The sequence below is a fragment of the Clostridioides sp. ES-S-0108-01 genome (assembly GCF_020662285.1).
GTDB lineage: Bacteria > Bacillota > Clostridia > Peptostreptococcales > Peptostreptococcaceae > Clostridioides.
Genome location: NZ_JADGMN010000007.1, coordinates 153,970 through 180,291, shown reverse-complemented (window position 1 = coordinate 180,291; position 26,322 = coordinate 153,970). Strand labels below are relative to the sequence as shown.

Below are 26,322 nucleotides of genomic sequence, written 5' to 3'. Positions count from 1 at the left end.
ATTTGAAAAAAAGAAGAAAGTTAAATACGAATAATGTCATGATAGTTTTAGTCTTTATACTTATGTTATCTTTTGGTATATGTATAATTGTAAAAAGCGATTTATTTGATGTAAAGAAAATAGATGTAATTGGAAATAAGAGGGTAACTAAATCAAATATAATGAAAGAACTAAATATAAATCTACATGAAAATATATTTGCATACAATTTTAAAGATATGAAAAATAAACTTATAAAAAATCCATATATAGAAAATGTGGAGATAAAAAGAAAACTTCCCAATAAGATAATTATAAGTTTAAAAGAAAAAGAAATATTTGCAGTATTAAAAGATGAAGATAATTATTGTTATATAGATAAAAAAGGCAACTTGTTGGAAGAACTTAGAGGTTCTAATGAAAGTAAAAAAGACTTAATAGTAGATGTAGATTATAGTGTAGATGATACTAAATCTATAAAATTTAAAAATTATAAAACTAAGGAGAATGTATTCAAAACTTTAAATTATTTAAAAGAAGAAGGACTTTATAGAAAAGTAAATTATGTAAACTTAAGGAAAGAAAGCAATATAGATATGCTTACAAGAAGCAATATAAAAATCTTACTTTCTAATGATGATAACTTAGATTATAATATATCTAGGGTAAGTAAAATTCTAATTGATTTGCAAAATAAAAATACTAATGGAGGGACTATAAATCTTAATTATGGGAAGTTGGCAGTGTATAGTCCAGAAGGATAGACAATTGTAAGGAAGTGATGTATTGAAAAAAAGATTTATAAATAAAAGTATAGTCATAGGAAGTATTGTATTGGGTGTTCTTGTTAGTTTACAACTTAAAATTATTAATATAGAAAATAGAGGGATGACAACTTTTAAAAGAGGAGAGCAACTTACAGAAGAACTTAAATCTTTAAAAAAAGAAAAAGAGGATTTACAGTCAGAAGTTAATAGTGTGAAGAAAGATATAGAGACTTATAGAGGCAAAAATAATGAAGGAGAACAAGATATACTTAAGTCAGAGATAGAAAAATATGAAACATTAGCTGGATATACAGATGTCGAAGGAACAGGTATAAAAATTGAGATAAATTCTACAAAAGACTTAGGAAACTTTGATAAGAACGATAGTGTACTATATAATTATGATTTATTATTATCAATGATAAATAAATTAAATTCCGCACAAGCAAGTGCCATATCTATAAACGACCAGAGAATAGTTTCTAATACATATATGTATTTAAAAGAAGACAAGCTTTATATGAATGACACTGTTATAAAAGAACCAATTATAATAAAAGCAATTGGTGATTCTGATACATTGGCTTCTGCACTCAATATAAAGTATGGTATTGTCTGGGAAATAGAAACGTATTATAATGCTAAAGTAAAAGTGACTAAAGAAGATAATATAGAAATAGATGGGCATAGTGATATAAACAAAGTAGAGGGGAAATAATAGTATGAAAAAGAAAATATTTATATTAGGAGCATTCATATTAGGCGTTTTCATATCAACCTATACAAAATCACTAGACCCCAATAGGGTGTACATAACGTTAAGTCAAACTGAAAGTATTGAGAGTGAGGTAGAAAATACAAAAAAAGAAATAAAAAATTTAAAAGAAACGCTTAAAAACAACAAAAAAACTTTGAATGAATATAAAGAAGCAAAAGAGAATGGAAATGAATCTATTCAAACACTTATGCAAAAAGAGCTTGAAGAAGTTAAAAAATTAAGTGGTTACTCAACTATTACAGGACCAGGCATAACTATTACTATGAAGGATAGTGAGAGAGAGTTAAAAGATGGGCAGAATCCAAATGATTTGATTATACATGATATAGATATTTTAAGAGTTTTAAATGATTTAAAAAAGGCGGGTGCAAAAGCAATTTCTATAAATGGGGAAAGAGTACTAGCAATAAGTAAGATAAAATGTTCAGGAGCTACTATTACAGTAAATGATACTACATATGGACAACCATTTATAATAAAAGCTATAGGAGATATAGATTTATTGAGTGCCGCTATAAACTCTCCAGAATCATACGCTAAGTCTCTTAAGGATATATATGGAATCAATATAAAAATACAGGAAAATAATGGAAATAAAGTGAATTTATTTGCAAAATAAAACGAAAAATACAAAAAAATAAAGAAAAAGTAAAAAAAATTAATAAAAAGGATTGTAATATAGTTGTGTTTCAAAGTAAAATAAAGAGGTGAAGATTTATGTTATGGGTTTTAGGAGGATTAGCATTTGGTGTAGTAGTAGGTTACTATATTCCATTTACATATTCTATGGATTATTCCATATATATGTCAGTAGCTATTCTTGCAATAATGGATTCTATCTTTGGAGCGATAAAATCCAGTTTTAAAGATAACTATGATAATGTAATTTTTGTTACTGGCTTCATAGGTAATGCTATATTGGCTATATTATTGACTTATATAGGAGAAAAACTAGGAGTTTCTCTTTATTATGTTGCTGTATTAGTTTTTGGTATGAGATTGTTTAATAATTTATCCATAATTAGGCGATATATTATTAGTAATATTATGAATAAAAAGCGTAGAAATTAAAGAGTATTTAATATATACATAAATTATTTTATACTTAAAGAGTAATATTTGACAATATAAGTAAGAAATTTAAAAAGGAAAATTTACGTTTTTGTGGAATATGTTACTTAAAGGTTAACAAAATAAAAGAAGAAAATGATATAATTAATACATACGATAACTTTGAATCATGAGAGAAGGGGGTTTATGATGCTAAACTTTGACGTAGAATTAGAAGAATGTGCACAAATTAAAGTAATAGGTGTAGGTGGCGGTGGAAACAATGCTGTCAATAGGATGGTAGAAGCTCAACTAAAAGGCGTTGAATTTATATCGGTAAATACAGATAAGCAAGCTTTATATACATCAAAAGCTGAATATAAAGTTCAGATAGGAGAAAAATTAACTAGAGGACTTGGAGCAGGAGCAAATCCAGAGGTAGGAAAAAGAGCTGCGGAGGAGAGTAAAGATGAGATAGTAAAGTTACTTCAAGGAGCTGATATGGTCTTTGTAACAGCAGGAATGGGCGGTGGTACTGGTACAGGAGCTGCTCCAGTGGTTGCAGGCTTAGCAAAAGAAATGGGTATACTTACAGTAGGTGTAGTTACAAAACCCTTTGCATTTGAAGGTAAGATAAGAATGAAGAACGCTGAAGGTGGAATAGCAGAACTTAAATCAAAGGTAGATACTCTTATAACAATACCAAATGATAGACTTTTACAGATAGTACAAAAAAATACATCAATGTTAGATGCTTTTGCAGTTGCAGATGATGTATTAAAACAAGGTATACAATCAATTTCAGACCTTATAGCAGTTGAAGGGTTAATAAACTTGGACTTCGCAGATGTTACTACTATAATGAAAGACAAGGGGCTTGCTCATATGGGTATAGGTAGTGCTAGCGGTGAAACTAGAGCAATCGATGCTGCTAGACAAGCTATTCAATCTCCGCTTCTAGAAACATCAATACAAGGAGCTAAAGGAGTACTTCTTAATGTTACAGGTGGTCCTAACTTAGGATTATTTGAAGTTAATGAAGCATCAACTTTAGTTATGGAATCCTGTGACCCAGAGGCAAATGTTATATTTGGAGCTTCTATAAAAGAAGATTTAGGCGATGAAATAATGATTACAGTAATCGCCACAGGATTTGAGGGATTACAAAATGGTGCCTTAGATTTAGATACTAAGCCTAAATCAAGCATACGTTCTTCATTAAATACAACAGTAAAACAAGTTGTAAAAGAAATTGAAGAAGAAGTAATTGCTGAGGAAAAAATAGAGCCTCCTAAAAAGGCAAGTATAATTGAAGAAGATGATGATGAGAGCATGGAGATACCTACATTCTTAAGAAGAAGAAGATAATATGTAAGCTTATAAAGAAGTCAATAGACTTCTTTTTATTTTGCCTAATTTAAATGGTTAGGTGTGTTTGGACTTTAAAAATACATTAAAATATTGATAAAATGCAAAAACAAGTTCTTTAGTATAAAATGGAAATTAATATGTATAGAAAAAAAAGATAGTTATAGGAGCTAATATAGTTTTTTGTGATTAGACAAGGGTAGTCTTATTTGTTAATATTAAATCTGAATTAAATGTAAATATTTGAGGAAAAAGACAAATTAAAGTCTGAAAGGAGATTAAGCATGATTAAACTAAAAAAGGTTCTTTCTTTAGTAATGATAGGTATTCTATCAGTATCAATTCTTGCAGGGTGTTCAAAAAAAGAAGATTCTAAAGGCAAAGATGGTAAAGAAAAATTAGTTGTGTGGTCTGCACCATTAACGGACCATGATGCAGACGCATGGAAGCCGATATTTGAAAAATTTGAAAAGGAAAACAACTGCGAAATTGAATTCCAGATAGTGCCATGGGATAACTACGCAGAAAAATATGCAACTGCAATAAGTGCAGGTGAAGGTCCAGATATAGGATACATGTATGCAGAAATGTTCCCTCAATTTATAGAAATGGGTGCAGTTGAAGATTTGACACCTTATCTAGAAAAATCAGGAACTTCAGATAATTATCTATACTTAGATGATGCAAAAATGATGGGTGGTATTTATGGCTTACCTATAGAAGCTGCTAATCCAGGTGTATTGTACTACAATAAAGATATACTAGAAAAATTAGGAGAGAAACCTCCAAAAACATGGGATGATTTTAAAAGAATATGTGAAAAAGCAACAAAAGACACTGATGGAGACGGAAAAATCGACCAGTGGGGTCTTGCACAAGGTTGGGGTTCTAAAGTATTTGGAAGTTTAAATTGGAATTGGTATCCTTATTTATGGCAAGCTGGTGGAGATATATATAATGACGATTTAAAATCAGTTAAGTTTAATAATGCAGAAGGTTTGAAAGCTGCAAACTTTATAAATGATATGAAAAAATATATTCCAGAAGATGCTTTATCAAAAAACAGTAATGAAATGATTGAAAGTGTGTTTGGGCCAGGAAAAGCGGCATTTACTATAATGTTGTCTTCTGCCGCTACAAGTACGTTTGATAAATCATTCCCTGATTTAAACTGGGGATATGTAACATCCTTAGAAGATAAGACAGTTGGAAGTTTTGCTTCAGTAGATGATTTAACATTAATGTCAGCATGTAAAAATAAAGAACTTGGATTTAAACTTCTTGAATATATGTTAAGCAAAGAATCAATGGAAGCTTTCCACAAAGAAATACCTAGAGCCCCAGTCGCTAAAGGTGAAAAATACCAAGGAGACCCAAGATTTGAAGAAATGGTGACAAGAGATAAAGATATGTATAGACCATTGACAGTTGGACCTCATGGAGTAGAGATATATGAATATTTATGGAAACAACTTCAAATGATGATAGCTGGAGATATAACTCCAAAACAGGCACTAGATGAATCTGCAAAATATGCAAATGGATTATTAGCACAATAATTTAAATTTATATTTGAATTTACAGACTACATAATTTGGTTTTATACAAGTAAAAGATTTACTTGATATATTATTAAATTGTGTAGTCTTTTTTTATGGAAATATACCAAAAGTAGAACGAATAACTTCTACGTAGATATATTGGATTCTACAAAAAAATCTATTTGTTTGATATTAAAAAAATATCTTTTGGCGACATAAAGTATAAGACATATATCATTGTTCTTTTTAAATAGAATTTGTTTTGGATTCGACCATCAAAAGTGACATAAAATTTTGTACATACTATCTTATAATATGTTTAAAGGTTTTAAGGGGGGATACATGGTGTATATTGAGTACTATGTTATAGAAAACCTAGTAATAAATTATATTATTATAAGTTGTACTTCTATTCTTACTAAAAGATATAATCCTAAAAAAAATAAGTTATTGGGGGCTAGTTTAGGAGGTGCTTATTCTGTTGCTTATTTGTATCCATCAATGAATATACTATTTACTATACCTTTTAAAATAATAATCATGAGTATAATAACTTTAATTTCGTTTAGAAGTAAGAGCAAAAAAGATTATGCTCATGTAGCATTAGTTTTTTACTTAGTAAACATTTTTATTTCTGGAAGCACTTATTTTATAATTTATTTTACGGGAATAAGTCATTTAAAAATATCTTTCTTAATTGCATGTACTTATGTAAGTTGCGAATTATTAAAATACATTTATAAAGATTTGAAGATGCTTAAATACATTAAAGAGCTTACAAAGACTATAAATATAAATTTACTAGAAAAAAGTTTTTGCTGTAAGGCTTTAGTAGATAGTGGAAATTTGTTAAAAGACCCAATAAGTCAAAGTGATGTAATAATAGTTAAGTCAAGTGTGTTAGAAGGATTTATTCCAGAAAAACTATTAAATATTAATTATGAAGATATAGATATGAAAAAAGCACAAGAGATTATAGGAAGTTTAGATGATAAAACTTCAGGTAGAGTTAGAATAATACCTTATAAACATGCTGGAAGTAATAAGACAAGCATAATAATAGGTTTAAAAGCTGACTATGTAGAAGTAGATGAGCAAAAGATAGGAAATATAATACTTGGTATTTCAAATTTTAATGATAGGGAGTATGGAGCAATAATGAATCCAAATATATTGCCTGGATTTTAGGTTAAAATTTAAGGGGGACAAGGAATGTTACGATTGAAAGAAAGAATTATAAGCTTTATTACTATGTTAGGTATTAAATTAAAAATAATAAAGCCAAAGGGAATATACTATATGGGAGGGGCAAATATACTTCCTCCTCCATTAAAACCAGAAGAAGAAATGGAGCTTTTACAAAAACTAGAAACAGATGAAAGCGTAAAGTCAATTTTAATAGAAAGAAATCTTAGATTGGTAGTCTACATATCGAGAAAATTTGAAAATACAGGTATAGATGTAGAAGATTTGATTTCAATAGGAACTATAGGTTTGATAAAAGCAGTTAATACTTTTAAACTGAATAAAAATATAAAATTGGCAACTTATGCTTCAAGATGTATAGAAAATGAAATATTAATGTACTTAAGAAAAAATAATAAAAAGAAAACAGAAGTATCATTTGATGAACCTTTAAATATAGATTTAGATGGAAATGAACTTTTATTATCTGATGTTTTGGGTACAGAAAATGATGAAATATACAAAATAATTGAAGAAGAAATAGACAGAGATTTATTGGTTATGGCACTTGACAGATTAAGTGACAGAGAAAAGCAAATTATGGAATTAAGATTTGGTCTTATAGATAAAGGTATAGAAAAAACACAAAAAGAAGTTGCCGGAATGCTTGGAATATCTCAGTCCTACATATCTAGACTTGAAAAGAAAATAATTTCAAGATTGCAAAAAGAAATGAAAAAATTTGTATAATGTTAAATTAATTCTTCTTAAAAAGTATAAAAAAATTGGAAATGTAAATAATTTCAATAGATGAATACTTTTGAGAGAGGACTGAAAATATATGCAAGTTAATAAGGTTGAAATATGTGGTGTTAATACATCTGAACTTCCAGTTCTTAAAAATAAGCAAATGAAGGAACTTTTATTACAAATAAAAAATGGTGATGAAGAAGCCAGACAACAGTTTGTAAGAGGGAATTTAAGATTAGTCTTGAGTGTAATAAAAAAGTTTAACAACAGAGGAGAAAATATAGACGATTTATTTCAAATAGGTTGCATTGGTCTTATAAAAGCTATAGATAATTTTGATTTAAGTCAAAACGTAAGGTTTTCAACTTATGCTGTTCCTATGATTATAGGAGAAATCAGAAGATATCTAAGAGATAATAACCCAATTAGGGTAAGCAGGTCATTAAAAGATATAGCATATAAGGCACTACAAGTTAGAGAAAGATTAATTAGAACAAATTCTAAAGAACCTACAGTATCAGAAATAGCAAAAGAATTAGAATTAGAAGTAGAGTCAGTTGTAATGGCACTTGATGCCATACAAGACCCGATATCTTTATTTGATCCAGTATATCAAGACAATGGAGATGCAATATTCGTCATGGATCAGGTTCAAGATAAAAAAGATACTGATGAAAATTGGTTGCAAGAAATATCACTTAAAGAAGCTATTAAGAAATTAAATAGTAGAGAGAAGTTGGTGTTAGATTTAAGGTTTTACAAAGGAAGAACTCAGATAGAAGTTGCTGATGAAATCGGTATATCTCAAGCACAAGTATCAAGAATTGAAAAGAATGCTTTAAAAAATATGAGAAAATATGTATAAGTAATCCATGGACTGTAAACATTATTTTAATTTAAATGACCTATATAGGTCATTTTTTTTTACTTTAATACATATTTATTTTTAAAGAAAGGGTGAGTATAATATGATTAGAGTTTCTGATATAATGGAAAAAGAAATTATAAATGTAAAAAATGGAAAAAGGATGGGATTTATAATAGACATAGATATGGATATTCATGAAGGTAAAGTAGTCTCATTTACCATTTTTGGAGATGGAAATAGAAGTTTTTTTTCAAGAGGAGGGGATGAAGAAGTTATATTTTGGAATGATATACTTAAAATAGGTTGTGATACAATAATAGTAAATATAGGTTCAGAATTAAGCTTAGATGAGTTTGAGATATAGTTAAACAAAGGAGGAATATAGATGCAATGTCCTTATTGTAATTATAAAGAATCAAAGGTAATAGATTCTAGACATACAGATTTAAAATCTATCAGAAGAAGACGTGAATGTGAATCATGCAAAAAGAGATTTACTACGTATGAGAAAATAGAAACAACTCCTCTAATGGTCATTAAAAAGGATAATAGCAGGGAGTATTTTGATAGAGAAAAAATAAAATATGGGTTATTAAAAGCATGTGAAAAAAGACCTGTGTCTATTGAAGAGATTGAAAGTATTGTTGTACATATTGAAAATGAAATAAATAAATGTTTTATAGAAGAAATTGAAACCAAAAAAATTGGTGAGATGGTAATGGATAAATTGAAAGATTTAGATGAAGTTGCATATGTGAGATTTGCTTCTGTGTATAGACAGTTTAAAGACATAAATACTTTTGTAAATGAACTTAAAAGTATATTGATAGAAAAAGGAGACAAATGATGAAAGATTATATAAATATAAAAAATGTACAAGATATTAAAGAGTATGTTAATTTAAATGGTAATTGTAGAGAACTTGATGAAAAATTAAATTCTATAAATCTGGTTATAACATGTAAGAATATAGATGCAAAAAATAGAGAAGATATGTTAAAAGTATGCAAAGAATGTGATTTAACATTTGAAAACTTAACTAGTAATTCTCAAATACATTCAGACATAGTTAACATAGTTAATAAAAATACTATAGGGAAAAGAATAGATGGAGATGCACTTATAACAAACTTAGAAAAAGTACCACTTTTATTGTTTACAGCAGATTGTGTACCTATATCAATCATAGATGCTAAAAATAAAGCCATAGGACTGGTTCATGCAGGCTGGAGAGGTACTTTTAGTAATATAGGTCATAAAACAATAAAATTAATGTCTGAATGTTATAAAACAGTTCCTGAAGATTTAGTATGTATAATTGGACCATCAATTGGACCTTGTTGTTATGAAGTATCTGAGGAGTTAGTAGAAAAATTTAACACAATTCTTACAAATAATGATGAAAAGTTCTATATAATAAAAGAGGGAAGTTACTATTTAGATTTATGGAAAATTAATGAGTATATGCTGAGATGTAGTGGAGTTAAAAAAGAAAATATAATAAATTTAAATTTATGCACTAGTTGTAGGGCAGATGAATTCCACTCTTATAGAAAACATAATAAGGCATCAGAACGAATAGGAACGGTACTACAGATAAAATAGAGAGGAGCTTTTTAATGAATACTAAAGTGCTTGTTATAGACGATGAAATGCATATAGTTGAGCTATTAAAATTCAATTTGGAGGTGTCAAATTACGAAGTTAGTTATTCATATGATGGGTTTGATGGGTTTATAAAAGCTAAGGAAATTAAACCAGATTTAATACTTTTAGATTGGATGTTACCAAATATAAGTGGAATAGAAGTTTTGAGAAAAATAAGAAGTGATAAAGATTTAAAAAATATTCCTGTTATAATGCTTACTGCTAAGAACATGGAAAATGACAAGGTTGAAGGGCTTGAAATAGGTGCTGATGACTATATAACTAAGCCATTTAGTATAAAAGAGTTGTTAGCTAGGACTAGTTCTGTTTTAAGAAGATATAACTTGACTAGCTTAGGTGAAGAAAATAATATACTTACTACAGGTAATTTAAAACTAGATTTATCAAAGCATGAAGTTACTAAAGGCTCTGAAAAGATAGAGTTAACGCTTAAGGAATTTGAATTGTTAAAATTATTAATTCAAAATAAAGGAAAAGTACTTTCAAGAAATTATCTATTGGATAAAATATGGGGGTATGAATACTATGGAGAAACTAGAACAGTAGATGTTCATATAAGATATTTAAGAAAAAAAATAGAAGATGAAGATAAATCAGAAAAATATATAGAGACTATAAGAGGTGTAGGATACAAAATAGATTAAAAAGGTTATATTTTAGGAGTGTTATCTTGTGGAAGAATTAAATAGTATATATTTTTTTATTGTTATGTTGTCTATAGCTATTGTGATATTAGCTGTAAGATATACAATAACGTTAAGAAAATATTTAAAGGAATTTATATACGTCTCAAAAAAAGTAAGTAATAATGAATATCATGCTAGGCTTAATATATCAGCCAAAGGAGAACTTGGAGAATTAGCTAGAAATTTTAATCATATGATAAAGAATATGGATAAGACATTAGAAGAAGTACAATATAAGCATTTACAGTTAAGGTCTATATTAAAGAGTATATCTCATGGAATTCTGGCTATAGATGTGAATGGAAATATACTTCTGATAAATGATGAAGCAAAAGAAATGATAAAAAGTGAACCAAATCAGCTGGTTGAAGGTCATAACATCAATGTTGTAATAAAAGATGAAGAAATCTTAAAACAGATACTTCGATTTATTGGTTCTAAAGATAATGAAACTGCCAATATTACTACTAAAGATGATATAGTATATAAAATAAAAGTAGACCCAGTTTATCTTCAAAATACTAATAATGTAATAATAGGTTCAATAGTAAATATAGAAGATATTACTAAAAAAGTTAAGCTTGAAAATATGAGAAGTGATTTTGTTGCAAATGTAAGTCATGAACTTAAAACACCTCTTACATCTATAAGTGGATTTGTTGAAACACTAAAGTCAAATGAAAATATAGATGTGAATACTAGAAATAGATTCTTAGAAATAATAGAAAGTGAATCAGATAGATTAAAAAGATTGATTGATGATATATTATTATTATCATTTGTAGAAAATAAAGATACTCTTCTTATGGAAAATGTTGTAGTATATGATGTATTTAAAGAGGTGTATGAAATAACTCAACATTCAGCTAGTGAAAAAAATATAGAAGTTTTATATAAATGTGATGATAAGTCAATAAGTATATTATCTAATAAAGATTATATAAAGCAAGTGTTTTTAAACCTAGTTGATAATGCTATAAAGTATACTCAGGATAATGGGATTGTACAAGTTGTAGTGTTAAAAGATGAAGAAAAAATAGTAATTAAAGTTATAGATAATGGTGTAGGGATACCAAAAGAAGATGTAGAACGCATATTTGAACGATTCTATAGAGTAGATAAAGCAAGAAGTAGGGATGTAGGAGGAACGGGTTTAGGATTGGCTATAACAAAGCATATAGTTAAATCGCTAAATGGATGTATAAAAGTAAAAAGTGAACTTGGTATTGGTAGCGAATTCATAGTTACAATATTACAAAAAAATTTCCTTAAATAGAAGGGAATTTTTTTTGTTTTTTGCACAAACTATATAAGAGAAGGAGCTGAGAAAATGGAAGAAAGTTTATTGAATGCAAGTTTATTTAGACACTCTTTTATAGTTGCATTAGTTGTAGGAATTTTATGTAGAGGATTAGTTTTAAGAGTTACAGACAAACAATACCCATCAAGACCACAAGATTATTTGGAACAGATAATTATATCTGGGCTTTCAGCTTCATTAGGTGCGATAGCATTGCCTGCACTTATAGATAAGGAGTTTGCAGCATTGACATTTTTTGCAGTGGCAATACAACAATTTCAAGGTCTTTCAGAACAAGAAAGAATAACATTAAAGAATATCGATAATGAAGAATTAGTACCAAAAGGAGATGCTTATGTGGAAGAAATAGCATCTACGTATGAATCTAGAAGTTATATAAGTCTCTTTTCTGCACTAGTATCTTCTATAGTTTATATTGTTTTTGCAAGAAAGTATGACCTTAGCTTTTTTTATTGTACAGTACTAGCTATTGTGTCAGGAGCTCTTGTAGGTTTAATTTTTAGAAGATTTTTAAGAAGAAACAGTATAGCAGATATAGCGGATATAGTTCCTGCGAAAATAAGTTTTGAAGGACCTATTTTAATGGTAAATGGTGTAATAATAACTAATATAGGTCTAGAAAGTACAAGAGAAAAATACAAAAATGAATGTCTAGCTATAGAAGTTATACCAAGAGATTTAGGTGCATTTGGAATAGTAAATGATATAGGGCAAAGACAAGCTATAATACATAATCTATTTATTCATATGGGTATAGATAGAGATGTAGATGAAGTTGATATTGTCGCTGTATCTAAGACTAATTTAGAAAAAAGTACTGTGGTTATACCATATATGCCAATACTCAAAGATATAGATGTCATGATAGATGTGGTAAAAAGTACACCTATCATAGAAACATCAAAAGGAAAGCAGAGTGATTTTTCTAGAAAAACTTTGTAGATTTACATGCCAAATTTCAAATTATATATTTTAGGAGTGATTTAATGGATAGAGTATTTTTTGTTGCTGTTATTATTGGTATAACATCTAGAGTTATAATGTTGAATTTAGACCAAAAACAGTATCCAACGCAACCAAATGTTTTACTATCTCAACTTATATTAGCATTCGTCGCTTCTTCATTAGGAGCATTGTTGGTTCCAGCTCTTATAAATCGTTCTTATACATCTATAACATTTTTATCCTTAGCAGCAGAACAATTTAGACAAGTGAGAGCAAATAGAAGGAATACACTACAAAACTTAGAGGAAGTTCAACTTGTAAAGAGAGGAGCTGCATTCATAGAAGAGATAGCTAGAACTTATGAAGTAAGAAATTATATGTGTATAGTTACATCTTTTTTAACAATAGGATTATATTATGTAATACTTGCAGAAACAAAAATAAGTGAAGGTATGAGTTTGGTAATAAGCTCAATTTGTGGGCTATTATTAGCTTTTATACTAAAAAAACTCCTTACCAGAAAAAGTATCGGAGACATAGCTGATGTAATTCCTGCTGAGATTAGTTTTGTGGACGAGTCTATATTGAAGGTAGGAGAGTTAAAAGGTATAACAAATATAGGTCTAAAAAGTGATAGAGAAGTATATATTAATAGAGGTGTAGGAATACAAATAATTCCTAAAAATAAAGATTATGCTAATGCAGGAATATTATTTGATTCAGGTCAAAGACAGGCAATAGTATACAATATATATTCAAGGTTAGGTTTATATGGAGATTATGGAGAACCTTCATTTGTACCATTACCTAGAAGGAATAAAGAGGATGAAAGTATAATGATTGCTTATTTACCAGTGGATAAGAATGTAGAAAAAGTAATGGAAGCTGTAAAGTCATGTCCAATACTTTCAAGCTCTAAAGGAAAAAACTTATCACTAAAAAATTATAAAATAGAAAAGAAAGGAAGTGTATAAGATGGGAATGGATATAGGTTTAAATGAATATACCCTAGCTATAGTTACACTGGATAAGAATATGAAAAATGGTGGAGGTTGTCCAATATTTTATGCAAATGATGAGAAAGACTTACAAAATAAGGCGATGCTCATGTCAAAGTGTGTAGGTGGAATGGTTCATGATATGACAAATGGGACGTTAATCATAGTAAAACATTAAAATTATAAAATTTTTTTAATAGCAAATAATATTCAAATTTTTAAGATATTTAAATTTGAATATTATTTGTTTTAACCTATTTTATAGCTATTTACTTATATTGACTATTAGAATTAAAATATGTTATTATGACATGAAATGCTTAAAAATACTATTATAAAATATAATAAATTAACAAATGGTATATGAAAGTATATTATAATAAACCTAGATGAATATAAAAGAGTGGTGAAAATATTGGAAGTAAATGTAAAAAAAGTGAATAATATTATAAGTAAGGTCTACAAAGATAGTATCGCAGAAGAAATAGGTATAGAAGTAGGAGATTTACTTATATCAGTGAATGAACAGCCAATACATGATATAATAGAGTATAGATTCTTACTAAGTGATGAATATTTAGAGGTGGAAATACAAAAAAAAGATGGCGAAGTCTACATATACGAGATAGAAAAAGACTATGACGAAGATTTGGGTGTTGAATTTACAAATCCAATAATTGACCAAGCTAAAAGTTGTAGAAATAAGTGTATGTTTTGTTTTATAGACCAATTGCCAGAAGGTATGAGAGAAACTCTTTATTTTAAAGATGATGATTCGAGATTATCTTTTTTACAAGGAAATTTTGTCACACTTACAAATATGAGTGAAGAAGATATAAATAATATCATTAAATATAGAATAAGTCCTATAAATATATCTGTGCATACTACTAATCCAGAATTAAGACAAAAAATGATAAGCAATAAATTTGCAGGAAAATTATATGGTATAATGAAGAGATTGGCAGATGCTCATATAGAAATGAACTGTCAAATTGTTTTATGTCCAGGTATAAATGATGGAAAGGAATTGGATAGAACGATAAAAGAATTAGCTCAACTTTATCCGTATGTAAATAGTGTTGCTATAGTTCCAGTTGGGATTACAAAGTATAGAGAAAATCTAGTAGAATTAAATATATTTGATGATAAGGGTGCAAGTAAAACTATAGGACAAATACATGAAATGCAACAGAAATATCTTGAGAAAATAGGTACGCGATTTGTATTTTTATCAGATGAATTTTATATATTATCTAATAGTGAATTGCCTGAATATGAAGAATATGAAGGTTTTTTACAGTTTGAAGATGGTGTAGGTATGATACGTAAGTTAAAAACAGAGATTGAAGAGTATCTAAATACATTGTCTGAGGATATTCTTAAAAGAGAAAAGAAAGTATCAATAGCTACTGGTCATTCTGCATATGAATTTATACAAAGTATGGCAGATGCTATGATGGACAAGTTTAAAAATCTTCAAGTAAATGTATATGAAATCAAAAACAAATTTTTTGGAGAGACAATAACTGTATCAGGTCTTTTAACAGCTAAAGATTTAAAAGAACAACTTGAAAATAAAGAATTAGGAGAAGCTCTTTATATAACAAGAAGTATGCTAAAAGCAGATGAAGAAATTTTCTTAGATAATATTGAACTAAATCAGTTAGAAGAACTTATGAAAATAAAAATTATCCCATGTTTGAATGAAGGAAAAGACTTTGTGGATAAAATCTTAAAATAGAAAACAAAAGATGGAAGGAGAAATAAAATGAGTATAAGCAGGCCAGTTGTAGCTGTAGTTGGGAGACCAAACGTTGGTAAGTCTACAATATTTAATAAATTTGCAGGAAAAAGGATATCGATAGTTGAAAATACACCTGGAGTTACAAGAGATAGAATATTTGCTGAAGTAGAATGGTTAGATAAATATTTTACATTAGTAGATACAGGAGGAATTGAACCTGATAGCGAAGATATAATATTATCTCAAATGAGAAATCAAGCGATGCTTGCAATGGACATGTCACATGTAATACTTTTTATAGTTGATGGTAAGGCTGGAATAACAGCTGCTGATAAAGAAATTGCACAATTGCTTAGAAAGACAAAAAAACCAGTAATCTTAGTGGTCAATAAGATTGATAGTCAGAGTCAATTTGACAATATATACGATTTTTATGAATTGGGATTTGGAACGCCTTTTGCAGTTTCAGGAGCCAATAGTATGGGATTTGGAGATTTATTAGATGAGATAGTTGAAAATTTTCCAGCAGGATTAGATACAGAGTATGAAGAAGATATAATAAGAGTAGCTATAACAGGTAAACCAAATGCAGGAAAAAGTTCTATACTTAATAAGATACTTGGAGAAGAAAGAGTAATTGTAAGTCCAATTGCAGGAACTACTAGGGACGCAATTGACACTTATTTTGAAAAGAATGGACAGAAATTTCTTCTAATAGATACAGCAGGTCTTAGAAGAAAAAGTAAAATATATGAGACAATAGAAAAATACAGTGTAATAAGAGCTATGAGTGCTGTAGATAGAGCAGATGTGGTGTTGATAGTAATAGATGCTCTAGAAGGTGTAACAGAACAAGATACAAAAGTTGCAGGTATAGCACATGATGAAGGTAAAGGGTGCATATTTGTAATCAATAAATGGGATTTAATAGAGAAAGATAATAAGACTATGAGTAATTATACAAAAGATATAAAAGAAAAATTTCCATTTATGATGTATGCTCCAATAGTATTTGTTTCTGCAAAGACTAATCAAAGAATGAACAAGATATTGGATACAGTTGAGTATGTGTCAAATGAACATTCTAAGAGAATATCAACTTCAGCACTAAATGAAGTAATTGGAGAAGCCGTAATGTTAAACCAACCACCATCTGACAAAGGTAGAAGATTAAAAATTTACTATGGAACTCAAACCGACATTAGACCTCCTAAAATTACATTGTTTATAAATGATAAGGACTTAACTCACTTCTCATATCAAAGATACCTTGAGAATAAGATAAGAGAAAATTTTGGTTTTGAAGGAACCTCCATAAAGTTTGAGTATAGACAGAAGAATAAAAAATAAATATATAAAATATAACTAAAGGGGGTAAATTCAGTGGAGATATTTAGTTATATAATTATTGCTGTAGTTGCATATCTTTTAGGTAATATATCGACTTCATACATAGTTGTAAAGCGAATTGCAGGGGTTGATATAAGGACTCAAGGTTCAGGTAATGCAGGTTCGACAAATGTACTTAGGACACTTGGAAAAAGAGCAGGAGCAATGACATTTTTAGGTGATGTTCTTAAAGGTGTAATTGCTGTTTTAATATCAGAGTTTGCAGCAAGATTGGTTGGTATAGATACTCTTTTAGCTGGATATCTGGCAGTTATATGTGTTGTGGCAGGTCATAATTGGCCAGCAGTTTTAGGATTTAGAGGTGGGAAAGGAGTTGCAACTTCGTTAGGGGCAATGCTCGCTGTAAATCCGGTAATAACGCTAATGTGTCTAGCAGTATTTATATTGGTGGTAGCTATAACAAAGTATGTTTCATTAGGCTCTGTTGTAGGAATAGGATGTTCGCCAATATTTATGCTTATAGTAAAAAATAAAGCTGGTTTAATTGTAGCTTTGTTCTTAACTGCATCAGTAATATATAATCACAGAGCAAATATAAAGCGATTATTAAATGGGACAGAGAGAAAAATTGGTTAAAAGAAAGAATAGTAAATATTATTATACTCAGGTGGTGTTAAACATGGAGAAAGTATGTGTATTAGGTACTGGAAGCTGGGGAAGTGCATTAGCTTTAGGTCTTGCAAAAAAAGGTAATGATGTGGGCATGTGGACTCGAAAAGAAGAACAAGCTAAAAAAATAAACAGAACTAAAGAAAATACAGACTATTTACCAGGAGTATTATTTCCCAATAATATAACTATAAGTACTGATATAGAAGAAACTATAAAAGATTGTAAGGTGATAGTTTTAGCAGTTCCATCACAAGCCGTAAGGAGTACTTGCAAAAAAATAAAACCATTTATAAAAGAGGGACAAATTATTGTTAATGTAGCAAAAGGTCTCGAAAAAGGTACTGGTCTTAGATTATCTCAAGTATGTGAAGAAGAATTGCCACAAAATCCATATGTAATACTATCCGGTCCATCTCATGCTGAAGAAGTAGCAAGGGATATTCCTACTACAGTAGTAGTTGCTTCTAAAGATTTAAAAATAGCACAGATGATACAAGATTTATTTATGAGCCCTAAGCTTAGAGTTTATACGAATCCAGATATAGTTGGAGTAGAACTTGGAGGAGCATTAAAAAATATTATAGCCTTTGGAGCTGGGATATGTGATGGATTAGGGTACGGTGATAATGCAAAAGCTGCCCTTATGACAAGAGGTATTAGTGAAATGAGTAGACTTGGAATTGCTATGGGAGCTAATATGTCTACCTTTGCAGGGCTTTCAGGTATTGGAGATTTAATAGTTACTTGTACAAGTATGCATAGCAGAAATCGAAGAGCGGGTATACTTATAGGTCAAGGTATGAGCTTAGAAGATACTTTGAAAGAAGTAAAGATGGTTGTAGAAGGGATAACCGCTACTGAAGTAGCACATGATATTGCTGAAAAGTTGAATATAGATATGCCAATAACTAATGCTATATACTCTGTAATAAAGAATGGTTCAAATTCTAAAGAAGTTGGAATAGAACTAATGATGAGAAGCAAAAAACACGAAATGGAAGAAGTAGTTTTAGGTGATGATATATAAACTTGCACAATAAATAATAAATTTGTTTTAGGGGTGTCTCAAAGTGAACTTTTTAGTTTGTGAGGCACTCTTTTTTTGAGACAGCCCCTATTTTAATTTTACTTAGCATGTTTTATTATGTATTCAATAGAAGAAATCATTTTCATAGTCAATTCATCATCATCAGAATTTTTTCCTGTGTTCTTTTTTAAGAATAATAGATTTTGATAAAAAGAAATAATTATATCATTGATTATGTCTAAATCTTTAGATGGTATATATCCAGTATCTACAAGATTGTTCAAGAGTATTTTATTTCTTTCTTTTATACTTTTTCCTGTAATCATTAAAGATATATCACTGTCATGAATACCTAAATCTTCTGGAAACATATCGTAATATTGTTTTGTTATATAACCAAGTTCATCACTAGACAAGTTAAAAAATACCTGATAAAAAGCTTGAGCATTATCAAAAGAATGTTTACAAAATAATTTCCACATAATTATATATTTCTTGTATTCATCATTGACATTCTCTATGCACCTTGAAATGTTCAAGTTATAATCTTTGAAATATTTTATAGATGCAAATGATATTAAATGGTCTAAATTTTTAAAGTAGTTGTATAGAGTTGAACTATTATAGCCAGCCATATCTGCAACCTTACGAAGTGTAATATTTTCTATACCTTCATTCTCCATAATGTTTTGGGCAGCTTCTATGAAATACATTAATATCCTTTTTTTTTGTAATTCTTTATTTGTCATTTTATTCACCCACAAATAATCAATATAGTTTATATAATCGTGATTTTATCATTAAATTTACCATAAATCAAGAATAATGTTCTAAAACTTAATATAGATTGTTATTTTTTAGATAATTTAAAATAAAACTAAGATAAAAAATATTTAAAAATCTAATCATGATTGACAAAATAATCGTGATTATGATAAAATAATCACAAATAAATTTGAGTTACATACAAATACAACAAGGATTAAAATATTAAAAACTTTAAAAATGAGATATTTATCACTGGTGTATTGAATAAATTATCTAAATATTAAGAAAGAGGTGTACTATGTCAAATAACATGAGACTAGAAAGATTGAGAAAGTATATGAATGAAAAAAATATTGAAATTGGTTTAATATTTGAACCAGATAATCAATTTTATATTAGTGGATTTAAAGCAATAACTTATTCTAGACCAATTGTAACAGTAGTAACTAAAGAAAAAATAGAACTAATAGTACCTGGATTAGAAGAATTACATGCTAAAGAAGTTGCAAAAGTTGATAATGTATATGTATATTATGAAATACCAGAAATGAAAAAACATGGAATATCACATAAGCATTATTTAGATGTAATTTTAAGTAAGTATCCTAAAGGAACAATTGTTGGAATAGAAAAAGATATAGTGTCTGCAAGCTTCTCAGAATATATAACTGATAAATCATTTGATATTAAAGATATTGGAAGTAAAATATTTGAAATGAGATATGTAAAAGACGCAGGAGAGATAGAATTTTTGAAGATAGCTGGTTATTTATCTGATATAGGTATAAAAGGGTCTTTGGAAAATGTTAGAGTTGGTATGAGTGAGTTGGAATTTGATGTTGCAGGGGACAATGCTTTATTAAAATACGTATCTGAAAATTATCCTGATACATATATAGGATTTGCCAACTGGACTTGTTCAGGTATTGATAGAACAGCACAACCACATTTAGATTCTAATACTAGGATACTTCAAAGAGGAGACATAGTAATACATAGTAGACAGGTTTGGTATGAAAACTATAGAGCAGAAAATGAAAGAACTTTTATCATAGGTAAACCAACAGAAAGACAAAAAGAAGTATTTAAGATTGCAGTAGAGGCTCAACAAGCTGGATTAGATACAATAAAAGCTGGTATACCAGCAAGAATGGTGGATGAAGCAGCAAGAGCTGTTGTTGCAAAGTATGGTCTAGAGTTATATTCAAATCATAGGATTGGTCATGGTTTAGGCTTATCAGAACATGAAGAGCCATATTTAAGATTTGACAATGAATTAATATTAGAAGAAGGAATGGTATTTTCTATGGAGCCAGGAATATATATACCTGGAGTTGGAGGATTTAGACACTCAGATACAGCAATAGTAGGTAAAAATGGTTCTACAATTATAACTAATTATCCAAGAAGTGTTGAAGAACTTATACTTGATATTTAAATTAGTACATTATGTATAGGTTTAAATAAATTTGAAATTGGAGGAATTACAGTGAAAAAGAAAATTGGATTTTGGGATTTAGTATTTATGAATATATCAGCACTATTTGGGATTAGATGGATAGCTAAATCTACTGCCTCTAGTTTTGGATTGGGTCTTGGTTCTATACCAGTTTGGTTATTGTTTGCTTTTATATTCTTTGTTCCAGCATCACTTATATGTGCAGAACTGGCTGCAACATATCCAAAAGATGGCGGACTTGGAGAATGGGTTAAACAGGCTTATGGAGAGAAGTGGGGATTTATGGTGTCATGGTTAAATTGGACATCAAAGATATTTTGGTATTCTTCTTTCTTGACATTCCTAGCTATAAATATTGCATATATGCTTGGAAATCCAGATTTATCAAACAATAAGATGTTTATTTTATCGCTTTCACTAATAATATTTTGGATGTTGTCCCTAGTAAGTACTCGTGGGATGGCATTTGGAAAATTCTTTACGAATACGGGAGCATTAGGTTCTACAATTCCTGCTATATTGCTTATAGTGATGGCATTTATGTCTGTAGTTATTCTCAAAAAAGCTCCATCAGCATCTGTATATACAATCCAAAATATAATACCAAAAATAGATGCCAATTCACTAGTTTCTATATCTGCTATAATATTTGCATTATCAGGAGCTGAAACGACTGCTAATTTCATAACCGAAATGGATAATGCTAAGAAAAACTTTCCTAAAGCTATATTAACAGTGGCTGTTTTAATAGGAGGAATCTATATCCTAGGTTCAGTAGCAATAACAATGATACTTCCTCCAGATGAAATTGCAGCATCTACAGGAATACTAGATGCACTAGCTAAAGTTGCACAAGATTTAGGTATAGGAAGTTGGTTTATAAGAGTAGTAGCATTTGGAATAACTTTATCAGTACTTGGAGCATTAGTACTTTATATAGCAGGTCCAGTAAAGATGCTTTTTGGAAATGTAAAAGAAGGTGTATTTCCTAAGCAATTAACTGTTACAAATAAACATAACATACCATCAAATGCAGTAATAATTCAGGCTATAATAGTGAGTCTACTTCTTATAGGAACAAATTTATTACCATCTGTAGATAATATATATAATGTTCTTGTTACTATGACAGCATTAACGGCATTATTCCCATATGTATTGCTTTTTACATCTTATATCAGACTTAGAAAGACAAGACCAAACGAAGAAAGACCATATTCAATTGCAAAAAGTGATTCAACTTGTGTCAATATCGCCAGAATGGTACTTGTAGTAACTGTAGTTGGGATACTTTTCTCAACAGCTCCAGTTATGGAGACTTTAAAGGATAACATAGTCTATGAGATTGAAATGATAGGTGGAGGTCTTTTTGTTATAGTAACAGGTTTAATGCTTTGGAATAACTATGAAAAAAAGATATCTAATAATTCTGGACGTTCCTACAAATAAAAATGTAATTATTTTGGTGAGCTAAAAGAGTTTATTTTTAGCTCACCAAAAGTTATAAATAAATTAATCTAATATATTAATAAATATATTGAGATATTGAATAAACAATCAAATAAACAATAATTAGTTATTATAAAAATTTACGGGGATTTACATAAGGAGGAAGTATGTCAGTTGAAGTAAATAAACCAAGCATTTGGAAAAATTTCAAAGTCTTGATAATACTCTTTGTATCAGGAGCATTTATATATGCTTTACCATATTTAAAGAATTATTATTATGATACTTTTGCACAAGCATTTAATCTTACAAATACACAAATGGGAAGTTTAGGAAGTATTTATGGTCTACTCGCAATGGTATCATATCTTTTTGGTGGTTTTTTAGCAGACCGTATTTCAGCCAGAAAATTACTTTCAGGTTCTTTAATTATTACAGGGGTATCTGGTCTTGTATTAATACTTTATCCTCCATATATCGTTGTGTTTTTAATCCATGCTTTATGGGGGATAACAACAATACTTACTTTTTGGCCAGCTCTTGTAAAAGCTGTTAGGATGTTAGCATCTGAAAATGAACAAGGAAAGGCTTTTGGATTTATGGAAAGCGGTCGTGGAATTACTAATGCAATTCATCTATCTCTAGTCTTAATACTATTTGGGTATATTTCATCAAAAGTAAGTGATAAATCTGGTCTTACAACAATTATAGTGCTGTATTCAGCCATAAATGTAATAGTTGGAGTATTAGTATTTTTCAAGTTAAAGGATAATGAAAAAGAGGTATCAGCAAAATTTGATAAAGAAGCTTTCTTTGCAGTAATAAAAATGCCTCATACATGGATAATAACAATAATAATGTTTTGTTCATATTCAGCTAATATGTCATTTTACTATTTTACACCTTATTCAACTGAAGCATTTGGAACAACTGTGGTATTTGCATCTGCAATATCAATATTAGCTCAGTATTGTAGACCAGTAGCATCAGCTGCTTCTGGATTACTTGGAGATAAAGTTGGTTCATCAAAGATTATATCTTATGGATTTATACTTATGATTGCAGGTCTTTTAGGTGTAATATTTACACCGACAAAATCATCTATGATTTATATATTATTGATTGGATGTGTTGCAATATATGTATCTATGTATGCAATTCAAGGTTTACACTATTCATTACTTGAAGAAGGTAATTATTCATTATCAATATCAGGAACTGCTATAGGTATAGTTGCTACATTAGGATATCTTCCAGAAGTACTTTGTCCACTAGCAGCAGGAAAGATATTAGATGCATTTCCAGGTGTGACTGGATATAAGTATTACTTTATAGTTCTTACTATAGTAGCCATAATTGGATTGGTGTTTACATTTATATGGATGAACATGACTAAAGAAAGACGTAAAGAGCTTATTGAAATGAATAGTAAGTCAAATAAGAATACTACTAAAGTCAGTTAATATAGCACACTACTATTTGGACCAGCGATATAATTTAATTTACATTGAAATTTACGAATTTCTATCTGTGAACTAAATTAATATTGCTGGTCTTTATTTTTCTATTTTAAGAATATTAACCTCGAAATCTAAATATAATTTAATAAGATTAGATGTATAGGAGGAATAATATGAATAATAACATATACGAAGATATATCCAAAAGGACTCAGGGGGATATATATATTGGAGTAGTTGGACCTGTAAGAACAGGAAAATCAACTTTTATAAGAAAATTTATGGAAAAGTTGGTTATACCTAATATAGACAATGAATTTAAAAAGGATAGAACAAGAGATGAGATACCTCAAAGTGGTTCAGGTAAAACAATAATGACAGTAGAGCCAAAATTTGTACCAGCAGATGGTGTAGAAATAAAAATAAAAGACACAGTATCTTTAAAAGTAAGAATGGTAGATTGTGTTGGATACATAGTTGAAGGTGCTTTAGGGCATGAAGAGGGTGGAAAACAAAGATTGGTATCCACTCCTTGGTCTCAAGAAGCTATGACATTTGAAAAGGCAGCAGAGATAGGAACTAAAAAAGTTATAAAAGACCATTCTACAATAGGGATAGTTGTTCTGACAGATGGTTCAGTTACTGGCATTGACAGAAAAAGCTATGTAGATCCAGAAGAGAGAGTTATACAGGAATTGAAAAGTCTTAAAAAACCATTTGCAGTGGTTTTAAATACGTTAAGTCCAAAAAGTGAGGAAACGAGTATGCTTAGAAATGAATTGGAAGAAAAGTATGAAGTTCCAGTTCTTCCGATGAATGTGGTTGAAATGGAAGAAGATGATATAGAGGAAGTTATGGAAGCTGTATTATATGATTTCCCACTTACAGAAATAAGAATTAATTTACCAAAATGGGTTGAAGGTCTCGAGAGAAATCACTGGATAAAAAGTAGCATAATAACAACATTAAAACAAAGCATTATAGATATAGGTAAAATAAGAGATATAGAAGGTATTATGCAAGGATTTTCTGAGTTAGAGTTTTTGGAAGATACAGGTGTTGATAATGTAGAGTTAGGAGAAGGTGTTATAAATATTGATTTGCAGACAAAGCAAGACTTATTCTATAATGTCCTTGAAGAAAAGAGTGGATTTAAAATTGAAGGAGATTATCAACTGCTTAGTCTGATAACTAGACTATCTAAAGTTAAAAATGAGTATGATAAAATAGAAAGTGCCTTAATAGATGCCAAGATAAAAGGATACGGAGTAGTTGCACCTTCCTTAGAAGAACTTAGTTTAGAAGAACCAGAAATAATGAAACAAGGAAAACAATATGGTATCAAGTTAAAAGCCAATGCACCATCACTTCATATTATAAAAGCAGATATATCTACAGAGGTTTCTCCAATAGTTGGAAATCAAAATCAAGGTGAAGAAATGATAAAATATCTTATGGAAGTATTTGAGGAGCAACCAGCAGATTTATGGGAATCAAATATGTTTGGTAAGTCACTTCATGACCTAGTAAAAGAGCAATTACAAAGTAAATTATATACTATGCCAGAAGAGATAAGAGTTAAAATGCAAAAGACTTTACAAAAAATTGTAAATGAAGGAAGTTCTAATATTATAACTATTTTGTTATAAAAGTATAGCTACTTATTAAAGCGAAACGTTTGTTTGCTTTAGTAAGTAGCTTTTTACTTATAAAAGTTACTAAAAGTATTTATATAAATTTACAATAATTAATAATTATAGAAAAATTATAATGGATAAAGTATATTTTTCGCTAATACTGTTTTAAAACTAAAAAAACTCTATTAGGTATAGAATGAAAAAGTCTTATGATTGCTTCTATATTGGTTGTAAATCATGATACAAGAAAAAATATAGTTGAATTCATAGAAGTAAAAAAATAATTTTTAGAGGGGGTTATTTAGGGAATTGTGAGATTACTGAGTAATAACTTTCATTATTTATTATGAAAAATATGTTTATTATTGAGAAAGCATGCATAATACATGAATTTTCTAAATAGTATAAAAATAATAGAATATTGAAAAAAAATTGACAAATGAATATGTAGGTATTAAAATATATTAAATATATACATAAAAAGCGATTTACTAACAAATAAATGAAATATGTGTTAATACATATTTCAATTTGTAAAAATATAAGATTTATAAAAAAATAAGGGAGGATATTATTATGAAAGCAATTTTAACAGTAATTGGAAAGGATAAACCAGGTATAGTAGCAGGAATTAGTGATGAATTATACAAGCAAAACATCAATATAGTAGATATATCACAAAAGATATTGCAGGATTATTTTACCATGATTATGATAGTTGATTTAGAGGAATCATTAAATTCTTTTGAGCAAACGGTTGAAGACTTAATTGAAAGAGGAAAGAAATTATCAGTAGATGTAAAAATTCAACGAGAAGAAATATTTAATTCAATGCATAATCTGTAGCAG

At 28.9% G+C, this 26,322-nt stretch carries 27 protein-coding genes; 26 read left to right on the top strand and 1 reads right to left on the bottom strand.

What is annotated here, in order from left to right:
• Positions 1-2 precede the first annotated feature (2 nt).
• From IR152_RS09155 to IR152_RS09055, 21 genes are all read left to right on the top strand, one after another.
• Positions 3-743, top strand: a complete 741-nt coding sequence (locus IR152_RS09155; protein WP_227451522.1) for a cell division protein FtsQ/DivIB — start codon at positions 3-5, stop codon at positions 741-743.
• Positions 744-765: 22 nt separating this feature from the next.
• The gene (locus tag IR152_RS09150; protein WP_227451520.1) at positions 766-1,464 is read left to right on the top strand and encodes a DUF881 domain-containing protein; all 699 of its coding nucleotides are present in this window, start codon (positions 766-768) and stop codon (positions 1,462-1,464) included.
• 4 nt (positions 1,465-1,468) lie between these two features.
• Positions 1,469-2,143: a DUF881 domain-containing protein gene (locus IR152_RS09145; RefSeq protein ID WP_227451518.1), complete on the top strand. Its 675-nt coding sequence runs from the start codon at positions 1,469-1,471 to the stop codon at positions 2,141-2,143.
• A 98-nt stretch (positions 2,144-2,241) separates the two neighbouring features.
• Entirely contained in the window at positions 2,242-2,595 is a 354-nt protein-coding gene (locus IR152_RS09140) for a small basic family protein (RefSeq protein WP_227451515.1), read from the top strand.
• A 189-nt stretch (positions 2,596-2,784) separates the two neighbouring features.
• Positions 2,785-3,942, top strand: coding sequence for a cell division protein FtsZ (gene ftsZ, locus IR152_RS09135; protein ID WP_199855647.1), 1,158 nt, complete (start codon positions 2,785-2,787; stop codon positions 3,940-3,942).
• Positions 3,943-4,226: 284 nt separating this feature from the next.
• Positions 4,227-5,501 carry an ABC transporter substrate-binding protein gene (locus IR152_RS09130; protein WP_227451513.1) on the top strand — a complete coding sequence of 425 codons (1,275 nt, stop codon included), beginning with the start codon at positions 4,227-4,229 and terminating at the stop codon, positions 5,499-5,501.
• A gap of 324 nt (positions 5,502-5,825) precedes the next feature.
• A complete protein-coding gene (locus IR152_RS09125; protein WP_227451512.1) occupies positions 5,826-6,671 on the top strand; it encodes a sigma-E processing peptidase SpoIIGA in 846 nt (281 codons plus the stop codon).
• Between the two features lie 24 nt (positions 6,672-6,695).
• Positions 6,696-7,418: an RNA polymerase sporulation sigma factor SigE gene (sigE, locus tag IR152_RS09120; protein WP_003416098.1), complete on the top strand. Its 723-nt coding sequence runs from the start codon at positions 6,696-6,698 to the stop codon at positions 7,416-7,418.
• Between the two features lie 91 nt (positions 7,419-7,509).
• Positions 7,510-8,283 carry an RNA polymerase sporulation sigma factor SigG gene (gene sigG, locus IR152_RS09115; RefSeq protein ID WP_003416101.1) on the top strand — a complete coding sequence of 258 codons (774 nt, stop codon included), beginning with the start codon at positions 7,510-7,512 and terminating at the stop codon, positions 8,281-8,283.
• 103 nt (positions 8,284-8,386) lie between these two features.
• Complete coding sequence (locus IR152_RS09110; protein ID WP_227451510.1) at positions 8,387-8,650, top strand: YlmC/YmxH family sporulation protein; 264 nt, start codon at positions 8,387-8,389, stop codon at positions 8,648-8,650.
• 21 nt (positions 8,651-8,671) lie between these two features.
• Positions 8,672-9,133 (top strand): transcriptional regulator NrdR, encoded by a 462-nt coding sequence (nrdR, locus tag IR152_RS09105; protein WP_003416107.1) that lies wholly within the window; start codon positions 8,672-8,674, stop codon positions 9,131-9,133.
• Entirely contained in the window at positions 9,130-9,891 is a 762-nt protein-coding gene (gene pgeF / locus IR152_RS09100; protein WP_311315436.1) for a peptidoglycan editing factor PgeF, read from the top strand. The genes nrdR and pgeF overlap by 4 nt, the downstream gene beginning before the upstream one ends.
• A 14-nt stretch (positions 9,892-9,905) precedes the next feature.
• Positions 9,906-10,598 (top strand): winged helix-turn-helix domain-containing protein, encoded by a 693-nt coding sequence (locus IR152_RS09095; protein ID WP_227451506.1) that lies wholly within the window; start codon positions 9,906-9,908, stop codon positions 10,596-10,598.
• Positions 10,599-10,626: 28 nt separating this feature from the next.
• Positions 10,627-11,916, top strand: a complete 1,290-nt coding sequence (locus IR152_RS09090) for a HAMP domain-containing sensor histidine kinase (RefSeq protein ID WP_227451504.1) — start codon at positions 10,627-10,629, stop codon at positions 11,914-11,916.
• A gap of 54 nt (positions 11,917-11,970) precedes the next feature.
• Positions 11,971-12,903, top strand: coding sequence for a YIEGIA family protein (locus IR152_RS09085; RefSeq protein WP_227451502.1), 933 nt, complete (start codon positions 11,971-11,973; stop codon positions 12,901-12,903).
• A 44-nt stretch (positions 12,904-12,947) separates the two neighbouring features.
• Positions 12,948-13,880 (top strand): YIEGIA family protein, encoded by a 933-nt coding sequence (locus tag IR152_RS09080; RefSeq protein WP_227451500.1) that lies wholly within the window; start codon positions 12,948-12,950, stop codon positions 13,878-13,880.
• A gap of 1 nt (position 13,881) precedes the next feature.
• Positions 13,882-14,082, top strand: coding sequence for a capping complex subunit for YIEGIA (locus IR152_RS09075; RefSeq protein WP_021385530.1), 201 nt, complete (start codon positions 13,882-13,884; stop codon positions 14,080-14,082).
• A gap of 237 nt (positions 14,083-14,319) precedes the next feature.
• Positions 14,320-15,648 (top strand): DUF512 domain-containing protein, encoded by a 1,329-nt coding sequence (locus IR152_RS09070; protein ID WP_227451498.1) that lies wholly within the window; start codon positions 14,320-14,322, stop codon positions 15,646-15,648.
• A 27-nt stretch (positions 15,649-15,675) separates the two neighbouring features.
• The gene (der, locus tag IR152_RS09065) at positions 15,676-17,001 is read left to right on the top strand and encodes a ribosome biogenesis GTPase Der (RefSeq protein WP_003426959.1); all 1,326 of its coding nucleotides are present in this window, start codon (positions 15,676-15,678) and stop codon (positions 16,999-17,001) included.
• 33 nt (positions 17,002-17,034) lie between these two features.
• Complete coding sequence (gene plsY / locus IR152_RS09060) at positions 17,035-17,637, top strand: glycerol-3-phosphate 1-O-acyltransferase PlsY (protein WP_227451496.1); 603 nt, start codon at positions 17,035-17,037, stop codon at positions 17,635-17,637.
• 43 nt (positions 17,638-17,680) lie between these two features.
• Positions 17,681-18,700, top strand: a complete 1,020-nt coding sequence (locus tag IR152_RS09055; protein WP_227451495.1) for an NAD(P)H-dependent glycerol-3-phosphate dehydrogenase — start codon at positions 17,681-17,683, stop codon at positions 18,698-18,700.
• A gap of 98 nt (positions 18,701-18,798) precedes the next feature.
• On the opposite strand, the gene IR152_RS09050 is transcribed toward IR152_RS09055, so the two are convergent.
• Positions 18,799-19,449, bottom strand: a complete 651-nt coding sequence (locus tag IR152_RS09050) for a TetR/AcrR family transcriptional regulator (RefSeq protein WP_227451493.1) — start codon at positions 19,447-19,449, stop codon at positions 18,799-18,801.
• A gap of 317 nt (positions 19,450-19,766) precedes the next feature.
• Here IR152_RS09050 and IR152_RS09045 point away from each other — a divergent pair, with 317 nt between their 5' ends.
• From IR152_RS09045 to IR152_RS09025, 5 genes are all read left to right on the top strand, one after another.
• Entirely contained in the window at positions 19,767-20,906 is a 1,140-nt protein-coding gene (locus IR152_RS09045; protein ID WP_227451492.1) for a M24 family metallopeptidase, read from the top strand.
• A 51-nt stretch (positions 20,907-20,957) separates the two neighbouring features.
• A complete protein-coding gene (locus IR152_RS09040) occupies positions 20,958-22,376 on the top strand; it encodes an APC family permease (protein WP_227451491.1) in 1,419 nt (472 codons plus the stop codon).
• A gap of 167 nt (positions 22,377-22,543) precedes the next feature.
• Positions 22,544-23,839, top strand: coding sequence for an MFS transporter (locus IR152_RS09035; RefSeq protein ID WP_227451490.1), 1,296 nt, complete (start codon positions 22,544-22,546; stop codon positions 23,837-23,839).
• Positions 23,840-24,009: 170 nt separating this feature from the next.
• Complete coding sequence (gene spoIVA, locus IR152_RS09030) at positions 24,010-25,485, top strand: stage IV sporulation protein A (protein WP_227451489.1); 1,476 nt, start codon at positions 24,010-24,012, stop codon at positions 25,483-25,485.
• Positions 25,486-26,049: 564 nt separating this feature from the next.
• Positions 26,050-26,319 carry an ACT domain-containing protein gene (locus IR152_RS09025; RefSeq protein ID WP_227451488.1) on the top strand — a complete coding sequence of 90 codons (270 nt, stop codon included), beginning with the start codon at positions 26,050-26,052 and terminating at the stop codon, positions 26,317-26,319.
• Positions 26,320-26,322: the final 3 nt, after the last annotated feature.

Coding starts and splice junctions, on each gene's coding strand:
- IR152_RS09145 (WP_227451518.1), top strand. CDS start 1,469: ATGAAAAAGAAAATATTTATATTAGGAGCATTCATATTAGGCGTTTTC.
- IR152_RS09140 (WP_227451515.1), top strand. CDS start 2,242: ATGTTATGGGTTTTAGGAGGATTAGCATTTGGTGTAGTAGTAGGTTAC.
- ftsZ (WP_199855647.1), top strand. CDS start 2,785: ATGCTAAACTTTGACGTAGAATTAGAAGAATGTGCACAAATTAAAGTA.
- IR152_RS09130 (WP_227451513.1), top strand. CDS start 4,227: ATGATTAAACTAAAAAAGGTTCTTTCTTTAGTAATGATAGGTATTCTA.
- IR152_RS09125 (WP_227451512.1), top strand. CDS start 5,826: ATGGTGTATATTGAGTACTATGTTATAGAAAACCTAGTAATAAATTAT.
- sigE (WP_003416098.1), top strand. CDS start 6,696: ATGTTACGATTGAAAGAAAGAATTATAAGCTTTATTACTATGTTAGGT.
- sigG (WP_003416101.1), top strand. CDS start 7,510: ATGCAAGTTAATAAGGTTGAAATATGTGGTGTTAATACATCTGAACTT.
- IR152_RS09110 (WP_227451510.1), top strand. CDS start 8,387: ATGATTAGAGTTTCTGATATAATGGAAAAAGAAATTATAAATGTAAAA.
- nrdR (WP_003416107.1), top strand. CDS start 8,672: ATGCAATGTCCTTATTGTAATTATAAAGAATCAAAGGTAATAGATTCT.
- pgeF (WP_311315436.1), top strand. CDS start 9,130: ATGATGAAAGATTATATAAATATAAAAAATGTACAAGATATTAAAGAG.
- IR152_RS09095 (WP_227451506.1), top strand. CDS start 9,906: ATGAATACTAAAGTGCTTGTTATAGACGATGAAATGCATATAGTTGAG.
- IR152_RS09085 (WP_227451502.1), top strand. CDS start 11,971: ATGGAAGAAAGTTTATTGAATGCAAGTTTATTTAGACACTCTTTTATA.
- IR152_RS09080 (WP_227451500.1), top strand. CDS start 12,948: ATGGATAGAGTATTTTTTGTTGCTGTTATTATTGGTATAACATCTAGA.
- IR152_RS09075 (WP_021385530.1), top strand. CDS start 13,882: ATGGGAATGGATATAGGTTTAAATGAATATACCCTAGCTATAGTTACA.
- der (WP_003426959.1), top strand. CDS start 15,676: ATGAGTATAAGCAGGCCAGTTGTAGCTGTAGTTGGGAGACCAAACGTT.
- IR152_RS09055 (WP_227451495.1), top strand. CDS start 17,681: ATGGAGAAAGTATGTGTATTAGGTACTGGAAGCTGGGGAAGTGCATTA.
- IR152_RS09050 (WP_227451493.1), bottom strand. CDS start 19,449: ATGACAAATAAAGAATTACAAAAAAAAAGGATATTAATGTATTTCATA.
- IR152_RS09045 (WP_227451492.1), top strand. CDS start 19,767: ATGTCAAATAACATGAGACTAGAAAGATTGAGAAAGTATATGAATGAA.
- IR152_RS09035 (WP_227451490.1), top strand. CDS start 22,544: ATGTCAGTTGAAGTAAATAAACCAAGCATTTGGAAAAATTTCAAAGTC.
- spoIVA (WP_227451489.1), top strand. CDS start 24,010: ATGAATAATAACATATACGAAGATATATCCAAAAGGACTCAGGGGGAT.
- IR152_RS09025 (WP_227451488.1), top strand. CDS start 26,050: ATGAAAGCAATTTTAACAGTAATTGGAAAGGATAAACCAGGTATAGTA.